General features: G+C 76.1%; 18 protein-coding genes and 2 pseudogenes. 17 read left to right on the top strand and 3 right to left on the bottom strand.

The window, feature by feature from the left end:
• Positions 1-49: 49 nt before the first annotated feature.
• Positions 50-244, bottom strand: coding sequence for a 50S ribosomal protein L28 (rpmB, locus tag K1Y72_RS27035; RefSeq protein WP_030164391.1), 195 nt, complete (start codon positions 242-244; stop codon positions 50-52).
• Between the two features lie 234 nt (positions 245-478).
• Here rpmB and K1Y72_RS27030 point away from each other — a divergent pair, with 234 nt between their 5' ends.
• The 5 genes and pseudogenes from K1Y72_RS27030 to K1Y72_RS27015 all read left to right on the top strand — a co-directional run bounded on the left by K1Y72_RS27030 (position 479) and on the right by K1Y72_RS27015 (position 8,345).
• Complete coding sequence (locus K1Y72_RS27030) at positions 479-2,071, top strand: DAK2 domain-containing protein (RefSeq protein ID WP_220169293.1); 1,593 nt, start codon at positions 479-481, stop codon at positions 2,069-2,071.
• A 30-nt stretch (positions 2,072-2,101) separates the two neighbouring features.
• Positions 2,102-2,608, top strand: a pseudogene (locus K1Y72_RS37640) (OB-fold nucleic acid binding domain-containing protein); the annotation flags it as partial.
• 1,041 nt (positions 2,609-3,649) lie between these two features.
• Positions 3,650-5,317, top strand: a pseudogene (locus tag K1Y72_RS37635) (helicase-related protein); the annotation flags it as partial.
• A gap of 207 nt (positions 5,318-5,524) precedes the next feature.
• Positions 5,525-6,415, top strand: coding sequence for a HEAT repeat domain-containing protein (locus K1Y72_RS27020; RefSeq protein WP_220169291.1), 891 nt, complete (start codon positions 5,525-5,527; stop codon positions 6,413-6,415).
• A gap of 169 nt (positions 6,416-6,584) precedes the next feature.
• The gene (locus tag K1Y72_RS27015; RefSeq protein WP_220169290.1) at positions 6,585-8,345 is read left to right on the top strand and encodes a serine/threonine-protein kinase; all 1,761 of its coding nucleotides are present in this window, start codon (positions 6,585-6,587) and stop codon (positions 8,343-8,345) included.
• Positions 8,346-8,369: 24 nt separating this feature from the next.
• Here the strand turns inward: K1Y72_RS27015 and K1Y72_RS27010 are convergent, their stop codons facing one another.
• Entirely contained in the window at positions 8,370-9,221 is an 852-nt protein-coding gene (locus K1Y72_RS27010; RefSeq protein ID WP_220169289.1) for a hypothetical protein, read from the bottom strand.
• Positions 9,222-9,390: 169 nt separating this feature from the next.
• On the opposite strand from K1Y72_RS27010, the gene rsmD reads away from it, so the two are divergent.
• From rsmD to K1Y72_RS26965, 9 genes are all read left to right on the top strand, one after another.
• On the top strand, positions 9,391-9,954 hold the full coding sequence (gene rsmD / locus K1Y72_RS27005; RefSeq protein WP_220169288.1) for a 16S rRNA (guanine(966)-N(2))-methyltransferase RsmD: 564 nt from the start codon (positions 9,391-9,393) through the stop codon (positions 9,952-9,954).
• A gap of 65 nt (positions 9,955-10,019) precedes the next feature.
• Positions 10,020-11,471, top strand: a complete 1,452-nt coding sequence (locus K1Y72_RS27000) for a penicillin-binding transpeptidase domain-containing protein (RefSeq protein ID WP_220169287.1) — start codon at positions 10,020-10,022, stop codon at positions 11,469-11,471.
• 141 nt (positions 11,472-11,612) lie between these two features.
• Positions 11,613-12,092 carry a pantetheine-phosphate adenylyltransferase gene (gene coaD, locus K1Y72_RS26995; RefSeq protein WP_220169286.1) on the top strand — a complete coding sequence of 160 codons (480 nt, stop codon included), beginning with the start codon at positions 11,613-11,615 and terminating at the stop codon, positions 12,090-12,092.
• 105 nt (positions 12,093-12,197) lie between these two features.
• Complete coding sequence (locus K1Y72_RS26990; RefSeq protein WP_220169285.1) at positions 12,198-12,785, top strand: YceD family protein; 588 nt, start codon at positions 12,198-12,200, stop codon at positions 12,783-12,785.
• 81 nt (positions 12,786-12,866) lie between these two features.
• The gene (gene rpmF, locus K1Y72_RS26985; RefSeq protein ID WP_220169284.1) at positions 12,867-13,046 is read left to right on the top strand and encodes a 50S ribosomal protein L32; all 180 of its coding nucleotides are present in this window, start codon (positions 12,867-12,869) and stop codon (positions 13,044-13,046) included.
• Between the two features lie 288 nt (positions 13,047-13,334).
• On the top strand, positions 13,335-14,099 hold the full coding sequence (rnc, locus tag K1Y72_RS26980) for a ribonuclease III (protein ID WP_308287248.1): 765 nt from the start codon (positions 13,335-13,337) through the stop codon (positions 14,097-14,099).
• Positions 14,092-14,979, top strand: a complete 888-nt coding sequence (gene mutM / locus K1Y72_RS26975; protein ID WP_220169283.1) for a bifunctional DNA-formamidopyrimidine glycosylase/DNA-(apurinic or apyrimidinic site) lyase — start codon at positions 14,092-14,094, stop codon at positions 14,977-14,979. Before rnc ends, mutM begins: the two co-directional genes overlap by 8 nt.
• The gene (locus K1Y72_RS26970; RefSeq protein ID WP_220169282.1) at positions 14,966-15,277 is read left to right on the top strand and encodes an acylphosphatase; all 312 of its coding nucleotides are present in this window, start codon (positions 14,966-14,968) and stop codon (positions 15,275-15,277) included. The genes mutM and K1Y72_RS26970 overlap by 14 nt, the downstream gene beginning before the upstream one ends.
• Positions 15,278-15,455: 178 nt before the next feature.
• Positions 15,456-15,647, top strand: a complete 192-nt coding sequence (locus tag K1Y72_RS26965) for a hypothetical protein (RefSeq protein ID WP_220169281.1) — start codon at positions 15,456-15,458, stop codon at positions 15,645-15,647.
• A gap of 135 nt (positions 15,648-15,782) precedes the next feature.
• Here K1Y72_RS26965 and K1Y72_RS26960 read toward each other — a convergent pair whose 3' ends face one another.
• Positions 15,783-16,676, bottom strand: a complete 894-nt coding sequence (locus K1Y72_RS26960; RefSeq protein ID WP_220169280.1) for an alpha/beta hydrolase-fold protein — start codon at positions 16,674-16,676, stop codon at positions 15,783-15,785.
• A gap of 150 nt (positions 16,677-16,826) precedes the next feature.
• On the opposite strand from K1Y72_RS26960, the gene smc reads away from it, so the two are divergent.
• From smc to ftsY, 3 genes are all read left to right on the top strand, one after another.
• Positions 16,827-20,495 carry a chromosome segregation protein SMC gene (gene smc / locus K1Y72_RS26955; protein ID WP_220169279.1) on the top strand — a complete coding sequence of 1,223 codons (3,669 nt, stop codon included), beginning with the start codon at positions 16,827-16,829 and terminating at the stop codon, positions 20,493-20,495.
• A 99-nt stretch (positions 20,496-20,594) separates the two neighbouring features.
• Positions 20,595-21,419 carry a glycoside hydrolase family 16 protein gene (locus tag K1Y72_RS26950; RefSeq protein WP_220169278.1) on the top strand — a complete coding sequence of 275 codons (825 nt, stop codon included), beginning with the start codon at positions 20,595-20,597 and terminating at the stop codon, positions 21,417-21,419.
• Between the two features lie 99 nt (positions 21,420-21,518).
• Entirely contained in the window at positions 21,519-22,679 is a 1,161-nt protein-coding gene (gene ftsY / locus K1Y72_RS26945; RefSeq protein ID WP_220169277.1) for a signal recognition particle-docking protein FtsY, read from the top strand.
• Positions 22,680-22,820 lie beyond the last annotated feature (141 nt).

The raw sequence follows: 22,820 nt of genomic DNA, 5'->3' as shown, positions 1-22,820 counted from the left end.
TCCCCTGGGAGGACGAGACCGGCGAAGCCCGGAGGGGCGCCCGGCCGGATCAGACGGTCGGCTTGACGACCTTGCCGGCCTTGATGCACGAGGTGCAGGCGTTGATCCGCTTGGTGCTGCCGTTCACGACGGCGCGCACGCGCTGGATGTTGGGGTTCCAGCGGCGCGGGGTGCGGCGGTGCGAGTGGGAGACGCGCATGCCGAAACCGGGTCCCTTGCCGCAGACGTCGCAGACGGAAGCCACGGGAAACTCCAAGTGGGTGTCGATGCTGTGGATCGGAGCGGATCGGCGATCCCGCGGCACGCGGTGCCGAGGGCCGAAGCGCTCGAAAGGGCGCCCCGGATGAGGCGCAGGGATCAGACTAGCCGACGCGCCGCGTGCTAGGCGAATCAGCCTGCGGAATCGGCCGCCCGCACTTTCCACGAACGGGCCGGTCGCGGTACAGAGAGAGGCGCGGAACGGCCGAGGGGAGCACACGTGGTCGAGGACCTGGACGGGGCGGCGGTACGGCGCTGGAGCAGGCTGGCGGCCGAGGCCCTCGGCCGCACCCGGGGCGAGGTCGACGCCCTCAACGTGTTCCCCGTCCCCGACGGGGACACCGGCACCAACCTGCACCTCACCGTCCTCGCCGCCGCCGACGCCGCCGACGAGGCGCCCCCCGGCACGGCGGGCGCCTGGCGGGCGCTCGCCGAGGGCGCCCTGCTCGGCGCCCGCGGCAACTCGGGCGTCATCCTCGCCCAGACGCTGCGCGGCCTCGCCGCCGTCCTCGGCCCCGCGGACCGGCCCGCGGACGGCGCCCTGCTCGCCAAGGCCCTCGACCACGCCGCCGGGCTCGCGCGCGGCGCCGTCGCGCACCCCGTCGAGGGCACCATCCTCAGCGTCCTGCACGCCGCCGCCGAAGCGGCCACCGCCGCCGGGCCGCGCCTCGCCGACGTCGCCCGCGCCGCCGCCGCGGGCGCCCGCCGCGCCCTGCGCGCCACCACCGGCGATCTGGACGTCCTCGCCCGCCACGGCGTCGTCGACGCGGGCGGTGCGGGCCTCTGCGTGGTCCTGGACGCCCTCACCGCCGTGGTCACCGAGGAGTACCCCGAGCGCTACGAGGTCCCCGCCCGCACGGCGGGCACCGCCCCCGCCGGGCCCGCCCCCGCGGGCGAGCCCGGCCCCGGCTACGAGGTCATGTACCTGCTGGACGCCCCCGACGACGCGGTCCCGCCGCTCCGCGAGGCCCTCGACGCGCTCGGCGACTCCCTGGTCATCATCGGCGGCGGCGGCCTGTGGAACGTCCACGTCCACGTGCACGACGCGGGCGCCGCCATCGAGGCGGGTCTCGCCGCGGGCCGCCCGCACCGCGTCCGCGTCACCTACCTGCGCATCGCCGACGCCGACGGTCCCGCCCACGGCGCCCCCCACACCGGCCGCGCCGTCGTCGCCGTCACCGCCGCCGGCGGCCTCGCCGCCCTCTTCGAGGACTGCGGCGCCCGCGTGGTGCGGCGCGAGCCCGGCACGGTCCCGCCGCTCGCCGTCCTCGCCGACGCGATCCTCGCCGCCGGCGACGAGGTCGCCGTGCTGCCGAACGAGCCCGAGGTCCTCGCCCTCGCCGAGGCCGCCGCCGAGCGCGCCCGCGACGCGGGCGCGCGCATCGCCGTCGTCCCCACCAAGGCGTCGGTGCAGGGCCTCGCCGCCCTCGCCGTGCACGACCCGAGGCGCCGCTTCGGCGAGGACCTCATCGCCATGACCCGCGCCGCCGGCGCCACCCGCTCCGGCCACCTGGAGGTCGCCGCGGAAGAGGCCGTCACCAGCGTCGGCCTCTGCCAGCCCGGCGACGTCCTCGGCCTCATCGAGGGCGACGTCGTGCTCATCCGCCGCGACCTCGCCGCCGCCGCCCGCGCCGTCCTCGACCGGATGCTGTCGGGCGGCGGCGAGCTCGTCACCGTCATCACCGGCCGGCACGCCCCCGCCGATCTCGCCGCGACCCTGGAGCGCCACCTGGGCGAGCGGCACCCCCACGTCGAGGTCGGCGCCTACGACGGCGGGCAGGAGCGCTACCCGCTCCTGCTCGGCGTGGAGTGAGGTGTCGGTGCGATGGGCTAGAAAAGACGGGTGACGAACCTCGACGAGCCGTTGCGCAAGGTCCTGGGCGACAAGACCGCCAAGGTGCTGGACAAGGGACTCGACCTGCACACGGCCCGCGACCTGCTCCACCACTACCCGCGCCGCTACGCCCACCGCGGCGAGCTCACCCCGCTCGCCGAGCTGGAGGACGGCGAGCACGTCACCGTCATGGCCGAGGTCGTCAAGGTGCAGGGCCGCACCCTCACCCGCAGCCCCGGCTACGTCCTGGAGATCACCGTCACCGACGGCACCGGCGAGCTGAAGCTCAGCTTCTTCGGCCGCCGCGGCTCCTACGTCGCCGAGCGCGACCTGTCCCCGGGCACCCGCGGCCTGTTCGCCGGCAAGATCAGCACCTACCGGCCGCGGTCGGGCCGCCCGCAGCGCCAGCTCGCGCACCCGCAGTACAAGGTCGTCCCCGACCGCGCCGGCGAGGCCGCCGCCCAGGAGTGGGCCGACGAGATCATCCCGATCTACCCCTCCACCAAGGGCCTGGACATCGAGACGATCGGCCAGTCCGTCGGCATCGTCCTGGACCAGGCCGACCTCGGCGACGACCCGCTCCCCGCCGCCGTCCGCGCCGCGCACCGCCTCGCCGACCAGCGCGCCGCCTACGAGGGCGTGCACCGCCCCCGCTCCTGGGACGACCTCGGCCGCGCCCGCAAGCGCCTGAAGTGGGACGAGGCGTTCGTCCTCCAGGTCGCCCTCGCCCAGCGCCGCCGCGCCGCCGCCGGCCTGCCCGCCACCGCCCGCCCCCGCGCCGCCGGCGGCCTCCTCGACGCCTTCGACGCCCGCCTGCCCTTCACCCTCACCGACGGCCAGCGCACCGTCGGCGACGAGATCGCCGCCGACCTCGCCCGCGCCCACCCCATGCACCGCCTCCTCCAGGGCGACGTCGGCGCCGGCAAGGCCCAGCCGCTGGACGCGGGCGTCCTCACGCCGGCCGGGTACCGGCCGATGGGAGAGATGGGGATCGGAACCGAGGTGATCACCCCCGGCGGGGAGGCGACCGTCGTCACCGGCGTCTTCCCGCAGGGCGAGCGCGAGGTGTACCGGCTCGTCTTCTCCGACGGCACGTCGGTCGAGTGCGACGACGAGCACCTGTGGCCCGTCAAGACCGACACCGGCTGGCACCGGGGCGGTCCGTTGAAGGTGCTGACGACGCGCGAGCTCCGCGCCGACCTGCTGCGCAAGTCCGGCACGAGCAAGTGGTACCTGCCGTTGCTCGAAGCCCCCGAGCTGGACGACCTGGGCGAACGCCCGGTCGATCCCTATCTGCTCGGCCTCCTGCTCGGCGACGGCTCCCTGCTGCACGGCCGCGTCGAGATCTCCACCCAGGACGAGGAGATCGTCCAGGCCGTCGCGGAGCTGGTGCCCGACGGCTGCCGGATGCGTCGGAAGCCGTCACGGCCGCTCGACTGGCAGATCCTCGGCGAGCGCCGTGGCGCCGGCAACCCCCTGATCGTCGCGCTGCGGCGGCTCGGCGTCCATGAGCTCCGGGCGCACGGCAAGCACGTGCCGCCCGCCTATCTGGCGGCACCCGCCAAGGCACGGCACGCCCTCCTGCAAGGGCTGCTCGACACCGACGGCACGCTCCGGGCCGAAGGCCGCGACGTCAGTTTCACCTCGGCGTCCGAACGGCTCGCAGAGGACGTCGCCTGGCTGACACGGTCGCTCGGCGGCTACGCGCGCTGCCGCCCGGTCACCAGGGCGGGCGGCCGCTACTGGACGACCAGTGTCGCCCTGCCCGACGCCTACGCGCCGTTCCGGCTGCCGCGCAAGGCGTCCAAGCTGCGGCCGCACACCAAGTACGAGCGGAGGCGCAAGGGCATCAGGGCCATCGAGTACGTGGGCCGCAAGCAGGTGCAGTGCATCTCCGTCGCGCACCCCGACCGTCTCTACGTGACCGACGGCTGGACGCCCACGCACAACACGATCGTCGCGTTGCGGGCGATGCTGCAGGTGGTGGACGGGGGCGGGCAGGCGGCGCTGCTGGCGCCGACCGAGGTGCTCGCCCAGCAGCACTACCGGTCGATCACCGGGATGCTCGGGGAGCTCGCGCAGGCCGGGCAGATCGGCGGGGCCGAGAGGGCGACGCGGGTGGCGCTGCTGACGGGGTCGCAGGGCGCCAGGGCGCGCAAGGCGGCGCTGCTGGAGGCGGCCTCGGGCGGCGCGGGGATCGTGGTCGGCACGCACGCGCTGCTGGAGGGGCACGTCCAGTTCGCCGACCTCGGCCTGGTGGTGGTGGACGAGCAGCACCGGTTCGGGGTGGAGCAGCGGGACGCGCTGCGCGAGAAGGTCGCGGGCGGGCGGCCGCACGTGCTGGTGATGACGGCGACGCCGATCCCGCGGACGGTCGCGATGACGGTGTTCGGCGACCTGGAGACCTCGGTGCTCGGGCAGCTCCCGGCGGGCCGGTCGGAGATCCGCACGCACGTGGTGCCGCCGGAGAAGCCGGCGTTCCTCGCCCGCACCTGGGAGCGGATCCGGGAGGAGGCCGGGCAGGGCCGGCAGATCTACATCGTGTGCCCGCGCATCGGCGGGCCGGAGGGCGAGGAGGGCGAGGCGCCGCCGGCGGAGGAGGGGGAGCGCCGCTCCCCGCTCGGGATCATGGAGGTGCTGCCGCGGCTGGAGGGCGAGCTGCTCGCCGGGCTGCGGATCGGGGTGCTGCACGGGCGGCTGCACCCCGACGAGAAGGACGCGGTGATGCGCCGGTTCGCGGCGGGCGAGCTGGACGTGCTGCTGGCGACCACGGTGATCGAGGTGGGGGTGGACGTGCCGAACGCCACCGTCATGGTGATCATGGACGCGGACCGGTTCGGCGTCTCGCAGCTCCACCAGCTGCGCGGCCGCGTCGGCCGCGGGAAGCTGCACGGGCTCTGCCTGCTGGTCACCGACGCCGAGGCGGGCGGCCCCGCGCGTGATCGGCTGGACGCGGTCGCCTCGACGACCGACGGGTTCAAGCTGTCGCGCCTGGACCTGGAGCAGCGCCGGGAGGGCGACGTGCTCGGCGCGGCGCAGGCGGGCCGGGCGTCGAGCCTGAAGATGCTGACGCTGCTGCGCGACGAGGAGGTGATCCGCGAGGCGCGGGAGGAGGCGGCCCGGCTGGTCGACGGCGATCCGGAGCTGGCGCGCCACCCCGGCCTCGCGGCGGCCCTCGCGTCGCTGCTGGACGCCGACCGGACGGAGTACCTGGAGAAGGCCTGACGGGAGGGCGGGGGAGCGGCCCGCCCCCCTTAATTCCTACTTAATGAGTTGACTTAGTGGAGAATCGGGGTCAGGATGGGCCTTGTGAATCCGCATGAGCCCCTCACCTCGCGGCGGCACGTCGACCTCCGGCGGCAGGCCAGCGACCTGTGTCGGCGTCGCTAGCCCAGCGACCCCGACCAGCCCGGACGTTCCCGGAGGCCCATCATGACGATCACGAATCCCGCCACCGTCACCACCGTCACCACCAGCACCGCGCCGCAGGCCCCGTCCCTGCACGACCCCGACCCCGCCGCCCGCGCCGCCGCCGTGCGGGCCCTCGCGGACGACGTCCGCACCGGCCTCGCCGCCCGCGGCGCCGGCGACGCCCTCGCCTGGGCGCTCGCCGACGCCGACCCGGCCGTCCGCGGCGCCGCGATCGCCGCGCTGCGCGACCTGCCCGACGTCTACCTCGGCGACGACGGCGTCCGCGCCCTGCTGCTCGCCTCCACCGCCGGCCGCGACGAGACCGTCCGCACCGCCGCCGCGGGCCTGCTGACCGGCCTCGCCGCCGACGCCGCCGAGCTCTACGAGCAGGGCCTCCAGGACGGCGAGCCCTACGTGCGCGTGCAGGCCGTCCTCGCCCTCGTCGCGCTGAACGCCTTCGGCGGCGTCGCCGAGGCCGCCGACGACACCTCCCGCGAGGTGCGCGTCGCCGTCGCCGAGGGCCTCGCCCGCCTCGCCCGCCCGGCCGGGCTGCCCGTCCTGGAGCACCTGCTCGCCGACCACGACCCGGTGGTGCGGATGGCGGCCCTGGACGCCGCCGCGTCGCTCGGCGTCCCGCCCGAGCTGGAGGGCCGGGTCGTCACCGCGACCGCGCACGCCAGCTGGCAGGTCCGGCGCCGCGCGGTGATCGCGCTCGCCGAGGCCGACCCCGAGGTCGCCGTGCGGCCGCTGATCCGGGCGCTGCGCGACCGGATCGTCGATGTCCGCCGCTCCGCGGTCCAATCTTTGGAACAGTGGGCCACGGACCGTGCCGAGGTCGTCACCGCGCTCACCGAGACGCTGGCCGACCCCGATCCGGGCGTGCGCACCCAGGTCCGCTGGGCGCTCGCCTAGGCGGAGCGTGCCGGTCGTGATGCGGGCGGGGCGCCTCGGGGTGGGGACGCCCCGCCCGCTTCACGGCCGGCACGCCGCCGCCTTCCCGATCGAGGTCACGCGGAGTGGGGAGAGCGTCACTCCGGCGGGTACAGGTCCCTAGTCGGGTCCCCCGCGACCGAGGAGTGCGATGACGTCCGTGCGCCCGCTGCTGCCGAGCGACCCGGCGTCGCTCGGCGCGTACGACCTGCTCGGCCGCCTCGGCGAGGGCGGCCAGAGCGTCGTCTACCTCGGGCGCGACCCCGGGGGGCGGACCGCCGCCGTCAAGCTGCTGCGCGCCCAGTTCGTCGACGACCCCGAGTGGCGCGACCGGTTCCGCCGCGAGCTCGGCATGATCGAGCGCGTCGCGGGGTTCTGCACCGCGCAGGTGCTGGACGCCGACGTCGACGGCGAGCGGCCCTACGTCGTCAGCGAGTACGTGCGCGGCCCCTCGCTCACCGGCCTCGTGTCCGCGCAGGGCCCGCGCACCGGCACCGACCTCGACCGGCTGGCGATCGGCACGATCACCGCGCTCACCGCGATCCACCGGGCGGGCGTCCTGCACCGCGACTTCAAGCCCTCCAACGTGCTGATGGGCCCCGACGGGCCGCGCGTCATCGACTTCGGCATCGCCCGCGTGCTCGGGCCCGCCGCGACCCGCGCGAGCGGCGTCGTCGGCACCCCCTCCTACATGGCGCCCGAGCAGGTCACCGACCTGGAGCTCGGCACCGCCGTGGACGTGTTCACCTGGGCCGCGACGATCCTGTACGCCGCGACCGGCGAGCACCCGTTCGGCAACGACACCATCTCGGCGGTGTTCGGCCGCATCCTCTACCAGGACCCGGACGTGTCGGTGCTGCCCGAGCCGCTCCGCGGCCTCGTCGCGCGGTGCCTGTCCAAGGAGCCGGGCGAGCGGCCCGTCGCGCAGCAGATCCTGCTGGACCTGCTCGGCGAGGAGGCGGCGCCCGGCGAGCGGCCCGATCAGGTCCTCACCACCGGCGCCGAGCTCGCCGGGCCCGACCGCGGCACCCTCCTGCTCGACGGCGCCGACCGCCCCGATCCGCCCGGCGGCCGGTCCCGGCGGATCCCGTGGAGGGCCGCCGCCGCGGCGATCCCGGTGCTGGCGCTGCTCTGCGGCGCCGCCGCCTGGGCGGTCGCCGGCGGGTCGCCGCGCCACCGGGGCGCGCCCGCGCGGCCCGACGCGCCCGCGCTCGCCCCGCCCCCGGCGCAGGCCGCCGCGGCGCGCGACGCGGCGGCGGCCGTCCGCGCCGTCCTCAGCTTCCACTACGACCGCTTCGACGCCGACGTCGCCGCCGCGCACGCCCGCGTCACCGGCCGCTACCGCACCGAGTACGACAAGGAGCTCGCCCGCGGCAACTGGCGGGCCCGGCTCCGCGACGGCCGCAGCGCGGTCGCCGCCGAGGTCGTCGACACCGGCGTGGCGGCGGCCGCGCCCGGCCGCGTCACCGTGGTCGCCTACGTCGAGCGGACGGTGACCTCCGCCGGCACCGACCCGGACGTGCTGAAGGACCCCTTCCGGGTGACGATGCTCGCCCAGCGCGGCGCCTGGCGGCTGGACACGCTGTCGATCCTGGACGCCGACGCGGTGCCCGCCGCGGGCGCCGACCCGTGGCCGGGCGACGCCGCCCGCGGCGCGCTCGCCGCCGCCGCCCGCGCCGCGACCGGCGGCGCCGCCGACCGCACCGCCGTCGAGACCGCGCTCCGCCCCGGCGCGGCCGGCGACCGGGCCGGGGCGCTCGCGGTCGTCGCGGCCTGCGACCCCACCGCCTGCACCATCGACGACCCGGTGGTCGTGCACCGGCTGGAGCTGCGCCGCGAGAACGGCGCCTGGCGCGTGCTGAGCGACGCCGCCCTCAACAAGGCGAAACCGAAACCCGCCGGCCGCGGCTGACGTCCCGCCCCGGCACGTGCGGGCTCAGCGGGCGGGACGCCGCCGCGGCCGGGCGCCGGCCACGGCGGCGGCGCCGGCGAGCACGCCCGACAGGCCGAGCGCCGTCAGCGGCACCAGATCCGCGCCGGTGAACGGCAGGCCCGCCGGGCCGCCCGGACGCGGCAGCGCGGGCAGCAGCCCGGCCGAGGGCGGCAGCTCGGGCAGCAGCGGCGACCGCCGGGGCGCCGCGACCGGCCCGTACACGGCGTGGCCGCGCGGCACCGCGACGGGGCCGGGCACGTTCGGCAGCGGCGGCGCGCCCGGGGCGGGCGGCGTCGTCGGCGTCGGCACCTGCCCGCAGCCGGCGCCCGAGCAGCCCGACGGCTCGGCGGCCCCGGGCTTGGCGGGCGCCTGCGCGGGCACCTGGAGGGGGGCGAGGCCGGGCACCTGCACCGCCACCGCCGGGGACGCGAGCGCCGCCTGCGCCGTCACCTGCTCGGCGACCGACACCGACACCGCCGCGCCGGTCACCGTCACCGACGCCGACGGCACCTCGACCGCGACCTCGCCGTCGTCGCCGACCTCGACGCGGGGGACCTCCGGGGCCGGCTCCGGCGGCACGGTGGGCACGGCGGGCGTGCGGGGGCGCCCCTCCGGGCGGACGGCCCGGCGGGCGTGCCGCGCGTTCGGGCGCACGGCCTTGCGTCCGGTCGCTCGAGCGGTCCCGGCGTCCGCCGTGCCGGCGGGGGAGGGGGCCGCCGTGCCGGACGTGCCCGCGCGCGGCCGGTCGGCGCGCGCCTCGGCGGCACCGGTGCCGGCGTGGGCGGTGCCGCCGAGGACCGCGAGGCCGAACGCGGCGGCGCCGGCCGTCGCCGCGAGTCTGCTGGCATGCTGCACGTGGGCTCCTGAGCAGGTAGGCGTCGACGTTCCGTCACCAGGTTCACACGCCCGGTGCCGCCCTGGGGCGCAGATGGCGGTATCGGAAGGGGTCGGCGGGCGAACGCCGCGCGCCCCGCGTGGCGGCGGCCCGTCCGCCGTCCGCCGCGCCACCCCCGATACTGGGGGGATGACCAGGGTGATCGCGGGAAGCGCAGGGGGACGGCGGCTCGCCGTCCCGCCGGGCCGGGACACCCGGCCGACCAGCGACCGGGCGCGCGAGGGGCTGTTCTCCACCGTCCTCGCGCTGCTCGGCCCCCTGGACGGCCTGCGCGTCGCCGACCTGTTCGCCGGATCCGGCGCGGTCGGCCTGGAGGCCCTGTCGCGCGGCGCCGCGCACGCGCTGCTCGTCGAGTCGCACCCGCGCGCCGCCAAGGTCGTCCGGGAGAACGCCGCCGCCCTCGGCCTGCCCGGCGCCGTCCCGGTCGCCGACCGCGTCGAGCGGGTGGTGGCCCGCGCCCCCGACGCCCCCTACGACCTGGTCTTCGCCGACCCGCCCTACCCGCTGCCCGACGCCGCGGTCACCGCGATCCTGGTCGCGCTCCGTGACCACGGCTGGCTCGCGCCGGACGCCCTGGTCGCCGTCGAAAGATCCGCCCGGGGCCCGGTTCTGCAGTGGCCTGAGGGGTACGAGGCCGAGCGGGACCGGCGGTACGGCGAGGCGGTGTTCTGGTACGGGCGCGCCCCCGCATGATCGCGGACCCCGCGACGGATGGCTACGATACGTAGTCATCGAGCTTCAAGGGGTGGAGAGGGGCGATGGCGGACGGCATGGGCAGGGCCGTGCGGCGCACCTGGGTGGTGTCCCTGGTCATGGTCCTCGCCCTCATGGCGAACATCACCTACGTGATGGGCTTCAACGCCCAGAACCTGCGCGACGACCGCCACAACGCCCGCCAGTACGAGGACCGCAACACCACCGACCGGGGCCCGATCACCGCGGGCGGCGTCCAGCTCGCCTGGTCCACCGAGACCAGCGGCGGCAAGTACCAGCGGCACTACCGGGAGAGCACCGTGTTCTCCCCGGTCACCGGCTACTTCTCGCTGTTCTCCCAGACCGGCCTGGAGAGCGCCGCCAACCACGTCCTGGACGGCACCGACCCGCGCCTCGCCACCACCAGCCTCGTCGACCGGATCCTCGGACGGCACGTGCCCGGCGGCAGCGTCGAGGCCACCGTCGACCCGGCGGCCCAGCGCGCCGCCTACAGCGCGCTGCGCGCCTCGGGCGCCCGCCGCGCCGCCGCCGTCGCGCTCGACGCGAGGACCGGCGCGATCCTGGTCATGGCGTCCACCCCCTCCTACAACGCCAACGACGTGTCCACGCTGAACGCCGAGAACGCCGAGGCCGCCTTCAAGGAGCTGAACGCCGACCGGCTGAAGCCGCTGCTCAACAAGGCCGCCGGCGAGCTGTTCCCGCCCGGCTCCACCTTCAAGACCGTCGTCGCCTCCGCCGGCCTGAGCGCCGGCGACACCGCCGCGACCCGGGTCCGCGCGGGCCGCGGCTACCGGCCGCCCGGCGCCGGGCAGGCCATCAACAACGACGACGGCGACATCGGCGGCCAGTGCGACGAGTCGAGCATCCCGCTCATCGACGCCTACGCCCAGTCGTGCAACACCACCTTCGCCTACATGGGCGCCGAGGACCCCGGCAACGACGCCGTCGCGGGCGAGGCGCAGCGGTTCGGGTTCTACAAGCCCATCCAGATCGAGAAGGGCCTGTCCAGCGCGACCAGCTCCTTCCCCCGCACCGACCAGCCGTCGCTCAGCGCCCTCGGCTCCATCGGGCAGGGCAGCACCGTCGCCACCCCCCTGCAGATGGCCGCGGTCGCCTCCGCCGCCATCAACGGCGGCGAGGTCAAGAAGCCCTACCTGATCGACAAGCTGCGCGGCGGCGACGGCGCGCTGGTGCAGAGCGCCCATCCCTCCACCCTCGCCCGCCCGCTCACCGAATCCCAGGCCGGCGAGCTGAGGGACCTCATGGAGGAGGTCGTGCGCACCGGCACCGCCAAGTCGCTGCAGGGCACCTCGGTGCTCGGCGGCAAGACCGGCACCGCCGACGTCGAGGGCGCCTCCTACAACGACCGCTGGTTCATCGGGTTCGGACCGCGCTCCGGCCCCCGCTACGCCGTCGCGGTGCTGACCGAGGCGGCCGGCTACGGCATCGAGTCCGGCCCGATCGCCGCGAAGATCATCGACGCGCTGGGGGACTGACCGCCCGCCGCGCGCCCCGCCCCGCACCCCGGCGACAACCCGGTGCCGGGCCGCCTTCCGACCGTTTGGTACGGTCGCGCCGCAGGTCGCCGCCTGCGCGCAGGGCAGTCGCAAGGGCAGTCGCCAGGATGGAGCCGTCTCGTGCGCCGAGTCGTTTGCCCGGGATCATTCGACCCCGTCACCAACGGACACCTCGACATCATCAGCCGCGCCTCCCGCCTCTTCGACGAGGTGGTCGTCGCGGTGCTGATCAACAAGACCAAGACCGGCCTGTTCACCGTGGACGAGCGCATCGAGATGCTCCAGGAGGTGACCAAGGAGTACGGCAACGTCCGCATCGACAAGTGGCACGGCCTGCTGGTCGACTTCTGCCGGCAGAACGACATCCCGGTGATCGTCAAGGGGCTGCGGGCCGTCAGCGACTACGAGTACGAGCTGCAGATGGCGCAGATGAACCACCGCATGGCGGGCGTGGAGACCATGTTCATGTCCACCAACCCGCTCTACTCCTACCTGTCGTCGTCGCTGATGAAGGAGATCGTCAAGTTCGGCGGCGACGTGTCGGGCCTCATCCCCGAGGTGGTGCACGCCCGGCTGGCGGAGCGGCTGCGGGAATCCTGACCGGCCCCGCGGCGTTGTGCGAGGCGGTCGCGGCCGCCGCGGGTCGGGGGAGTGCCCGGCGTTCGGTACCCTGGAACCCGGCCAGGTCGACGGCCGCCATTCGCCATGCCTCACGAAAGCAGGAATCCGCTGTCTCGCCTTGATCCCCATGCCCCGCTCGTGCTCGACACCCGAGCGCTCAGCCGGCAGCCCGGGTCCGAGCGGAAGCAGACCCTGACCGTGCCGGCCCCGGCGGACCTGGGCGTCGAGCTGCTGGGCGTGCCCGAGGGCACGGACATCGAGCTCGATCTCAGGCTCGAGGCCGTGCTGGAGGGTGTGCTCGTCACCGGTACCGCGCGCGTCCCCCTCGTCGGGGAGTGCGCCCGCTGCCTGGACCCGATCGCCTCGACGCACGGGGCGACCTTCCAAGAGCTCTTCGTCTATCCTGACACCCGCTCCGGCGGGAACGCGGACGACGACGAGCTGCGGCTCGAGGACGACCTGATCGACCTCGAGCCGGTGCTCCGCGACGCGGTGGTGCTCGAACTGCCGCTGTCGCCGCTGTGCCGGGACGACTGCCCCGGCCTGTGCCCGGAGTGCGGTGCGCGGCTGGCCGACGCGGAGCCGGGCCACCACCACGACGTCGCCGACCCCCGGTGGGCGGCGCTGCAGAACCTGACCGACGACGGTCCCGGGCACCGCCCGGAGCCGTGACGGTTCCCCCTCCGCGGGGGGAGTGGGGCCCGTCCTCACCAGCCGAACCGACCGACGAACAAGGAAAGCAGGAGGGCTGACGTGGCCGTCCCCAAGCGCAAGAAGTCGCGCAGCAACACGCGGCACCGCCGCTCGCAGTGGAAGAGCGCCGCGCCGACCCTGGTCGAGTGCCCGACGTGCCACGACCAGAAGCTCCCGCACACCGCGTGCGCGACCTGTGGCACCTACGACCGGCGGCAGGTCGTCGAGCCGTCGGCCTGATCCGTCCGGGTCATCCGGGGGGCGGTCCGGCGCACGCGCGCGGCCGCCCCTCGCGGTACCCCGGGGGTGTCACCGACCGGTGGCACCGTCCATACCGGCGGGTGACGCCGGCGTGGAGCCAGGTCCCAGGACCGGCGCCCGGAGCCGTGGTGCACGCCGGGCCGGCGACGACCGGCGCGCACCTCGCCTTCGCGGACCGTCCTGGCAGCCGGCGCTCGCGCGCCCGCGCCGTCACGCGCCTGCGCGGCGTCCGCACGGCGCGGCGCCGCGGCCTGGCGAGGAGGGCCAGTGAGCAGCGGCAAGAAGCCCGGCCACGTGCCGGATCCGGCGGGACTGACCCGCGCCCTCGGCGTGGAGGTCACCCGCGACCTGCTGGAGCGGGCGCTGACGCACCGCTCCTACGCCTACGAGAACGGCGGCCTGCCGACCAACGAGCGCCTGGAGTTCCTCGGCGACTCGGTCCTCGGCCTCGTCGTCACCGACACCCTGTTCCGCGGCCACCCCGACCTGCCCGAGGGGCAGCTCGCCAAGCTGCGCGCCGCGGTCGTCAACATGCGGGCGCTCGCCGGCGTCGCGCGCGGCCTCGGCGTCGGCGCGCACATCCGGCTCGGCCGCGGCGAGGAGGGCACCGGCGGCCGCGACAAGGCCTCCATCCTCGCCGACACGCTGGAGGCGCTGATCGGCGCCGTCTACCTGGACCGCGGCCTGGACGAGGCGGGCGCCCTGGTGCACCGGCTGTTCGACGCGCTGATCACCCGCTCGGCGGGGCTCGGCGCCGGCCTGGACTGGAAGACCTCGCTGCAGGAGCTCACCGCCGTCGAGGAGCTCGGCGTCCCCGAGTACCACGTCGCCGAGTCCGGCCCCGACCACCAGAAGACCTTCCGCGCCTCGGTGCGGGTCGGCGGGCAGACCTACGGGTCGGGCGAGGGCCGCAGCAAGAAGGAGGCCGAGCAGCACGCCGCCGAGGCCGCCTGGACGGCGATCCGCGAGGCCGCGGTGGCGCGCGAGACCGCCGCGGGCGCGGCGGACGCCGCCGGGGCCGCCGGTGCCTGAGCTGCCCGAGGTCGAGGTCGTCCGCCGCGGGCTGGAGCGGTGGACGGCCGGCCGCACCGTGGCGTCCGCCGAGGTGCTGCACCCGCGCGCCGTCCGCCGGCACGCGGCCGGCCCCGCCGACTTCGCCGGCCGCCTCGCCGGCCGCGCCCTGGAGGCGCCGCGCCGCCGCGGCAAGTACCTGTGGCTGCCGCTCGGCGGCGACGGCGGCCCCGCCGAGGCCGTCCTCGCCCACCTCGGCATGAGCGGCCAGCTCCTCGTCGGCGCGCCGGACCGCGAGCGCGAGAAGCACCTGCGGGTGCGGCTGGAGTTCACCGACGGCGGCCACGACCTGCGGTTCGTCGACCAGCGCACCTTCGGGCACCTCATGGTCGCCGACGTCGTCCCCGACCCGTTCGGCGGCGACGCCCCGGTGCCCGCGCCGATCGCGCACATCGCCGCCGACCCCCTGGAGGGGGCGTTCGACGACGCGGCGTTCTACCGGGCGCTCCGCCGCCGCCGGACGGGCCTGAAGCGGGCGCTGCTCGACCAGTCCCTCATCAGCGGCGTCGGCAACATCTACGCCGACGAGGCGCTGTGGCGGGCCCGCCTGCACTACGCCCGCCCGACCGAGACGCTGACGCGCGCCGAGGCGCAGCGGGTGCTGGACGCCGCCCGCGACGTCATGGGCGCCGCCCTCGCCGTCGGCGGCACCTCCTTCGACAGCCTGTACGTGAACGTCAACGGCGAGAGCGGATACTTCGACCGGTCCCTGGACGCCTACGGCCGCCGGGGCGAGCCGTGCCGGCGCTGCGGGACGCCGATCCGCCGCGACGAGTTCATGAACCGCTCCTCGTTCAGCTGCCCGACCTGCCAGCGCAGGCCCCGCCGTGCCCGCGACTGACGGCGGCGGGCCCGCGACGGGCGCCGAGCCCGCCCGCCTCACCGCCTGGGTGCGGGGGCACGTCCAGGGCGTCGGGTTCCGCTGGTGGGTGCGGGCGCGGGCGCTGGAGCTCGGCCTGACCGGCAGCGCGAGCAACCTCGCCGACCGCCGCGTCGAGGTGGTGGCCGAGGGCCCGCGCGACGCCTGCGAGGCGCTGCTGGAGAAGCTGCGGGCGCCGGGGACGCCGGGCCGCGTGGACGGCGTCGTGGAGCGCTGGAGCGCCCCGCGCGGGGGCCTGCGCGGGTTCGTGGAACGGTGACCCGGTAGGGAATTCCGGTTTGTGCCTGCTAAACTGGAGACGACAGGTTGTTACCGGCCCGTGATGTCCGTCTTGACCAGGACGCCGCCCGGTGCGACTCTAGACGATACGCGCACCGACATTTCCTGCTCTCCGTGCGCGATTCCTGCTGGTTACTCAGCGTGGAGGACCCTTAGTCATGGCGAAGGCTCTACTCGGCCACGTCGGCGGTCCCGACCCTCGTATGGTGTCGGAGATGCGACGTCTTCAGCAGCGCGTACGCGATCTGGAGGCCGAACTCGCTCGGCTCCAGACCGAGAACGACGCGCTCGCGGCCACCAGCGACGAGGTGTCGCTCGGAGTGAAGGACCGCGAACCGGCGCTGACCTGATCGCGGCGCCGCTCAACGAGAGAACGGGGACGCCGTCACCGGCGTCCCTTCCGTTTGCCCGGCCGCCCCGCACCGCGCCGGCGGCCGAGCGGACGGACCGTATCCCCGTTCTTTCGGGGCCCGTCCGGTGAGCCGTCACGGCAGGTGCCGCCCGAGGAAGGCGACCCTGGCGGGGCTGCGGCGCATCCAGTAGGCGGCGTCGTGGCAGCCGCCGAACATCCCGCCCGCGGGCCGCTCGGCGAGGCCGCTCCGCGCCTTCTCCACCATCGGCGCGAACGGGTCGCCGGTGCCGCAGTCGATCCACGTCGGGACGCCGGCGAGGCTTGCGAGCCGCGCCAGCACGTCGTGGGCGGCGAAATCGGCGGGCCCGTCGTACGATCCGGGGTTCGCCGCGTGCGCCTTGGCGTAGGAGCCGAACAGCGCCGGTGACGACGCCGCGACGGCGGCGACGCGGCGCGGTCCGAGCGTACCCGCGAGCAGCAGCGCGCCGTAGCCGCCCATCGACCAGCCGGTCAGCCCGATCCGGTCGGTGCGCAGGCCGAGGCGCCGCAGCCGCGGCAGCACCTCGCCGGTGACCATCCGCTGCGGGTCGTCGCCGGTCGCGCGCTTGTGCCAGTACACGCTCCCACCGTCCACGCCCACCAGCGCGAACGGCGGCATGCCGTGCGCGACGGCCTGGGCGAGGTAGCGGTCGGCGTAGATGCCGAGCAGCGCCCGGGAGTCACCGCCGAGTCCCGGCAGCATCAGCACCACCGGCAGGCCCTTCACCGCGTGTCCCTTGGGAGTCACGAGGGTGAACGCGGTGTCGATGCGGCGCGCGTCCGAGCGGAACGGCACGGTCCGCACGTCGGCGGTCTCGGCCGGGACGGGCGGCCGGTCGCCGCAGCGTCCGAGGGCGCGGTCCAGGCGCACCTTGCCCGGCAGCGTGCCCGCCTCCACCAGCGCCGCCCCGGCGGCGCCCGCGACGCCGGCGGCGCCGAGCCCGCCGAGCCCGGCGATCAGTATCCGCCGCCTGGTCGCTCCCGCCATGCCCGCCCCCGTCCGCAAATGATCGGCACTGTAGGGGAAAGGTCGCCCGGCGGGAATCCCCGGCGGCGGGCCGCGGGGCCGGTAGGGTTCCCCTGGCCGGACCAGCAGGCCGGAGCGGCAGGCCGCGGGGGCGGGGGAGGACGACGGCGCGTGTATTTGAAGAACCTGACCTTGCGGGGCTTCAAGTCCTTCGCGTCCTCGACCACGCTGAAGTTCGAGCCGGGCATCACCGCCGTCGTCGGCCCGAACGGGTCGGGCAAGTCCAACGTCGTCGACGCCCTCGCCTGGGTCATGGGCGAGCAGGGCGCCAAGTCGCTGCGCGGCGGCAAGATGGAGGACGTCATCTTCGCCGGCACCGCCAACCGGGCGCCGCTCGGCCGCGCGGAGGTGGTGCTGACCATCGACAACTCCGACGGCGCGCTGCCGATCGACTACTCCGAGGTCACGATCTCGCGGCTGATGTTCCGGTCGGGGCAGAGCGAGTACGCCATCAACGGCGACTCCTGCCGCCTGCTGGACATCCAGGAGCTGCTGTCGGACTCGGGCATCGGCCGCGAGATGCACGTCATCATCGGGCAGGGCCAGCTCGACCGGGTGCTGCACTCGGGCCCCGAGGGCCGCCGCGCGGTCATCGAAGAGGCCGCCGGCGTCCTCAAGCACCGCAAGCGCAAGGAGAAGGCGCTCCGCAAGCTCGACGCGATGCAGGCCAACCTGAACCGCGTCCAGGACCTCACCGGCGAGCTCCGCCGCCAGCTGAAGCCGCTCGGCCGGCAGGCCGAGCTCGCCCGCCGCGCCGCCGTCATCCAAGCCGACCTGCGCGACGCCCGCGCCCGCCTGCTCGCCGACGACCTGGTCGCCCTGCGCACGAGACTGGAGCAGGAGGCCGCCGACGAGGCGAGCATCCGCGAGCGCCGCGCCGAGACCGAGCGGTCCCTCGCCGAGGCGCAGGAGCGCGAGGCCGTCCTGGAGGCCGAGGAGGCCGCGGCCGCGCCGCGCCTCGCGCAGGTCCAGGACACCTGGTTCAAGCTGTTGGCGCTGAAGGAGCGGCTGCGCGGCGTCGCCGACCTCGCCGCCGAGCGGCACCGCAACGCCTCCGAGGCCCGCGAGGAGGGCCGCCGGGGCCGCGACCCCGAGGAGATGGAGGCCGAGGCCGCCGCCGTCCGCGAGCAGGAGGAGACGCTGCGCGCGGCGCTGGAGGAGGCCGAGGACTGCCTCGCCGGGGCCGTCCAGGAGCGGGCCGGCGCCGAGGACGCCCTCGCCGGCGAGGAGCGCCGCCTGCAGGCCGCCGCCCGCGCCGCCGCCGACCGCCGCGAGCAGCTCGCCCGGCTCCGCGGCCGCGTCGAGGCCCAGCGCAGCAAGGTCCAGGCCGGCCAGTCCGAGATCGGCCGCCTCCGCGAGGCCCGCACCGAGGCCGCCGAGCGCGCCGAGGCCGCGCGGGCCGAGTTCGAGGCGTTCGAGGCCGAGGTCGTGGAGGATCCGGCGCTCGCCGCCGAGCACGAGCTCGCCCAGGAGGCCCTCGCCGCCGCCAAGGACGCCGCCGAGGCCGCCCGGACCGCCGTGGACGTCCCCCGGCGGGCGCTCCAGGAGTCCCGGCAGGCCGTCACCGCCGCCCGCGCCGCCGACCAGGCCGCGCAGAAGGCCGTCACCGCCCTCCAGGCCCGCATCGAGGCGCTCGCCCTCACGCTCGGCAGCGCCGCCGACGGCGGCGAGACGCTCCTCGCCGCGGGCGCCGACGGCGTCCTCAAGGGCGTCCTCGGCACCGTCGCGTCCCTGCTCACCGTCCGGTCCGGCTACGAGACGGCGATCGCCGCCGCGCTCGGCGACGCCGCCGAGGCCATCGCCGTCGGGTCGCTGGACACCGCCGAGGCGGCCCTGGACCTGCTGCACGGCCGCGACGCCGGCCGCGCGGGCCTGCTGGTCGGCGGCGGCGCGGCCGCCGAGCCGGCGCGGATCCCCGGCGTCGACTACGCGCTGGACGCCGTCACCGTCCCCGGGCCCGTGCTCCCCGCCCTCCGGCACCTGCTGGGCGACGTCGCCGTCGTCGACGACGTCGCCGCAGCCGCCGAGCTGGTGCGCCGCGAACCCGCCCTGCGGGCCGTGACGCGCGGCGGCGACCTCGTCGGCGCCCACTGGGCGCAGGGCGGCGCGGCGGGCGGCGCGCAGAGCCTCCTGCAGATGCGCGCCACCCTCGACCAGGCCGCCGAGGACCTCGCCGCCGCCGAGACCGCCGCCGCCGAGACCGCCGGGGCGCTCGACGCCGCCGGCGACGCCGAGCAGGACGCCCAGGCCGCCCTGGACGGCGCGCAGGCCGCCGTCCAGCAGGCCCAGAGCACCGTCAATCACGCCCAGGGCGACCTGGACCGCGTCCGCGCCAAGGTCCGCGAGTTCGACGCCCAGGCCGCGCAGGAGGCCAAGCGCGCCGCCCGCCTGGAGGCCGACGCGCGCGCCGCCACCGGCGAGGTCGAGCGCCTGACGCGCTCCCTGGAGACCGCCGGGGACGCCCTGGAGGCCGACGCGCAGGCCGCCGAGGAGCTCGCGATGCGGCTGGCGGAGGCCGAGGAGGCCGCCGGGACCGCGGACGACGCCGGCGACGACACCGGCGTCCGCGACGAGCTGAACGGCCGCGTCCAGGAGCTGCGGTCCGCCGAGATGGAGGCGCGCCTCGCCGTCCGCACCGCCGAGGAGCGCGTCCAGGCCATCGCCGGGCGCGCCGACGCGCTGGAGCGCGGCGCCCGCCGCGAGCGCGAGGAACGCGCGCAGGCCGAGCGGCGCCGGGCGCGCCGCGAGCGGCAGGCCCGCGTCGCCGCCGCCGTCCTCACCGGATCCCGCACCGCCCTCGACCGCATCGAGTCCTCCCTCGCCATCGCCGTCTCCGAGCGGGAGGCCGCCGAGCAGGGCCGCGCCGCCCGCGACGCCGAGATGAAGGTCGTCCGCACCCAGGTGCGGGAGCTGTCGGCCACGTTGGAGCGCCTCGTCAACGTCGTGCACGGCAGCGAGGTCGCCCGCGCCGAGCAGCGGCTCCGCCTGGAGCAGCTCGAGCAGCGCGCCCTGGAGGAGTTCGGCCTGGAGGTCGAGGGCCTGGTGGGGGAGTACGGCCCCGACCAGCCCGTCCCGCCCGGCCCCGAGGCCGGCGAGGACGCCGCGCCCGCCCCCTATGTCCGCGCCGAGCAGGAGAAGCGGGCCCGCTCGGCCGAGCGGCAGCTCACCCAGCTCGGCAAGATCAACCCGCTGGCGCTGGAGGAGTTCGCGGCGCTGGAGGAGCGGCACGCGTTCCTGTCGACCCAGCTCGACGACCTGAAGAAGACCCGCCGCGAGCTGCTGGAGGTCGTCAAGAACGTCGACGACCGCGTCCAGGAGGTGTTCGCCGCCGCCTACGCCGACATCGAGCAGCAGTTCTCCCGCATCTTCGCCCGGCTGTTCCCCGGCGGCGAGGGCAGCCTGTCGCTGACCGAGCCGGGCGACATGCTCGCCACGGGCGTGGAGGTCGCCGCGCGCCCGCCGGGCAAGAAGGTCAAGCGGCTGTCGCTGCTGTCGGGCGGCGAGCGGTCGCTCGTCGCGATCGCCTTCCTGGTGGCGGTGTTCAAGGCCCGCCCGTCCCCGTTCTACGTGCTGGACGAGGTCGAGGCGGCCCTCGACGACACCAACACGCAGCGGCTGATCACGGTGTTCGAGGAGCTGCGCGAGTCGTCCCAGCTCATCGTGATCACCCACCAGAAGCGCACCATGGAGGGCGCGGACGCCCTCTACGGCGTCAGCATGCGCGGCGACGGCGTCACCCAGGTCGTCAGCCAGCGCCTGCGCGAGCCCGAACCCGCCTGACGCCGCGCCTGCCGGCCCCGGCGGACTTGGCCGGGTCCGGACCGTCCCCTGCCCGATCGCGGGGCGACCGTTGGCGCGCCCGCGGCTAGCGTTCTGATCATGCTTCTGTCCGGGGTCGCCCGCCTGTCCGGCCTCGTCGCGTGCCTGCTGGCGGTCGGCACCGCCACCGCCGAGTGCGCCGAGCCGCCCCGCGACGGCGGCCCGCCCGCGCCGTCGTCCTCGCCGTCGCCGTCCGGCAGCGCCGCCGCACGGTACGGCTGGGGCGAGCCCGTGGAGGCCGACGAGTTCACCGGCCGCGCCCTGGACCGCGCCGCCTGGGAGGTCTACGACAGCCCCGGCCACGCCGGGCAGGGCCGCCGCAGCCCCGCCGCCGTCACCGTCCAGGACGGCCACCTGCGCATCACCGGCCGCACCGACGGCACGACCGGCGGCCTCGCCTGGAAGAAGGGCGCGCAGCGCCGCGGCCGCTGGGAGGCCCGCATCCGGGTGTCGGCCGGCTGCGCCTGCTATCACCCTGTCCTGCTGCTGTGGCCGGTGAAGGGCGGCGGCGGCGTCAGCCCGCACGGCGGCGGCGGCGAGGTCGACTACAGCGAGACGGTCGACGACGGGCGCCGCGCCGAGACCCACTTCTTCCTGCACGCCGGGCCCGAGGACGACGAGCGCCAGGAGCAGGCCCGCGCCTCCGTCGACCTGACCCGGTGGCACGACTTCGCCGTCGAGTGGAGGCCCCGCGAGCTGACCGGCTACCTGGACGGCCGCCGCTGGTTCCACACCGCCGACCGCGCCATGCTGCCGCCCCGCACGATGGGCCAGACGATCCAGCTCGACTGGTTCCCCGGCGAGCGCGGCCGCACCGCCCGCGGCCTCGACGCCGGCGCCGCCGTCACCTTCGACACCGACTGGATCCGCATGTACCGGCCCTGACGGCGGGCGCGCGCCGGCCGGCGGGCGATCACCGCGCGATGATCGGTGACCCGATCGTGTCCGGTGCATGACCGCTCGTCTGGAAAACTGGTGGGCGCTATGGAATATGTGATCCTCATCGCCGGGCTCGCCGTCCTCCTCGTCGTCGCGGGCGGCGCGCTGCTGCTGCGGCCCGGCCGCCGCAAGCAGGCCCCGCCCGCGGAGCCGCCGCAGACGCCCGACATCCGGCCGGGCGGGACGACCACCCTCCCCGAGGAGGATCGCGCGGCGCCGCCCGCCGAACGCGCGCCGCCCGCCGAACGCGCCCCGGCCCGCGCCCCCGAGATCGAGAAGCCGCCGCCCGGCGCCGGCCGCCTCGTCCGGCTCCGCGCCCGCCTCGCCCGCTCGCAGAGCGGCTTCGGCCGGACGCTGCTCGGCCTCCTGTCCCGCGACGTCCTCGACGACGACGCCTGGGAGGAGATCGAGGACACCCTCATCGGCGCCGACATCGGCGTCACCGTGTCCCGCCAGATCACCGACGACCTGCGCACCCGCGTCCAGGTCCTCGGCACCCGCTCGCCCGAGGAGGTGCGGGCGCTGCTGAAGGAGGAACTGGTCAAGCAGATCGGCCCGGACCTCGACCGCACCCTGCGCACCGCCCCGCACGGCGATCGGCCCGCCGTCGTCATGGTCGTCGGCGTCAACGGCACCGGCAAGACCACCACCTGCGGCAAGCTCGGCCGCGTCCTCGTCGGCGACGGCCGCACCGTGCTGCTCGGCGCCGCCGACACCTTCCGCGCCGCCGCCGCCGACCAGCTGGAGACCTGGGGCTCGCGCGTCGGCGCCCCCGTCGTCCGCAAGGACGAGGGCGCCGACCCCGCCAGCGTCGCCTTCGACGCCGTCAAGCAGGGCATCGACGGCAAGATCGACACCGTGATCGTCGACACCGCCGGCCGGCTGCACACCAAGACCGGCCTCATGGACGAGCTCGGCAAGGTCAAGCGCGTCATCGAGAAGCAGGCCCCGATCGACGAGATCCTGCTCGTCCTCGACGCCACCACCGGCCAGAACGGCATGCAGCAGGCGCGCGTGTTCGCCGAGGTGGTGAACGTCACCGGCGTCGTGCTGACCAAGCTCGACGGCACCGCCAAGGGCGGCATCGTCGTCCAGGTGCAGCGCGAGCTCGGCGTCCCCGTCAAGCTCGTCGGCCTCGGCGAGGGCCCCGACGACCTGGCCCCGTTCGAGCCCGAGGCGTTCGTCGACGCCATCCTCGGGGACTGACCCCCGCCACACCACCGTGACGCCCCGTCCGCCCGCGCGGACGGGGCGTCCGCGCTCTCCCGGGACGGATGCGGCGGACGCGCCCGCAGGACTTCCCGCCGCCTTTCCGCGAACGTCCCATTCGCTGTGCATGGCCGGGGT

Source organism: Actinomadura parmotrematis, from assembly GCF_019458805.1.
Taxonomy (GTDB): Bacteria; Actinomycetota; Actinomycetes; order Streptosporangiales; family Streptosporangiaceae; genus Spirillospora; species Spirillospora parmotrematis.
The sequence above is the reverse complement of the archived record's forward strand: the minus strand, read 5'-3'. Positions and strand labels throughout refer to the sequence as shown.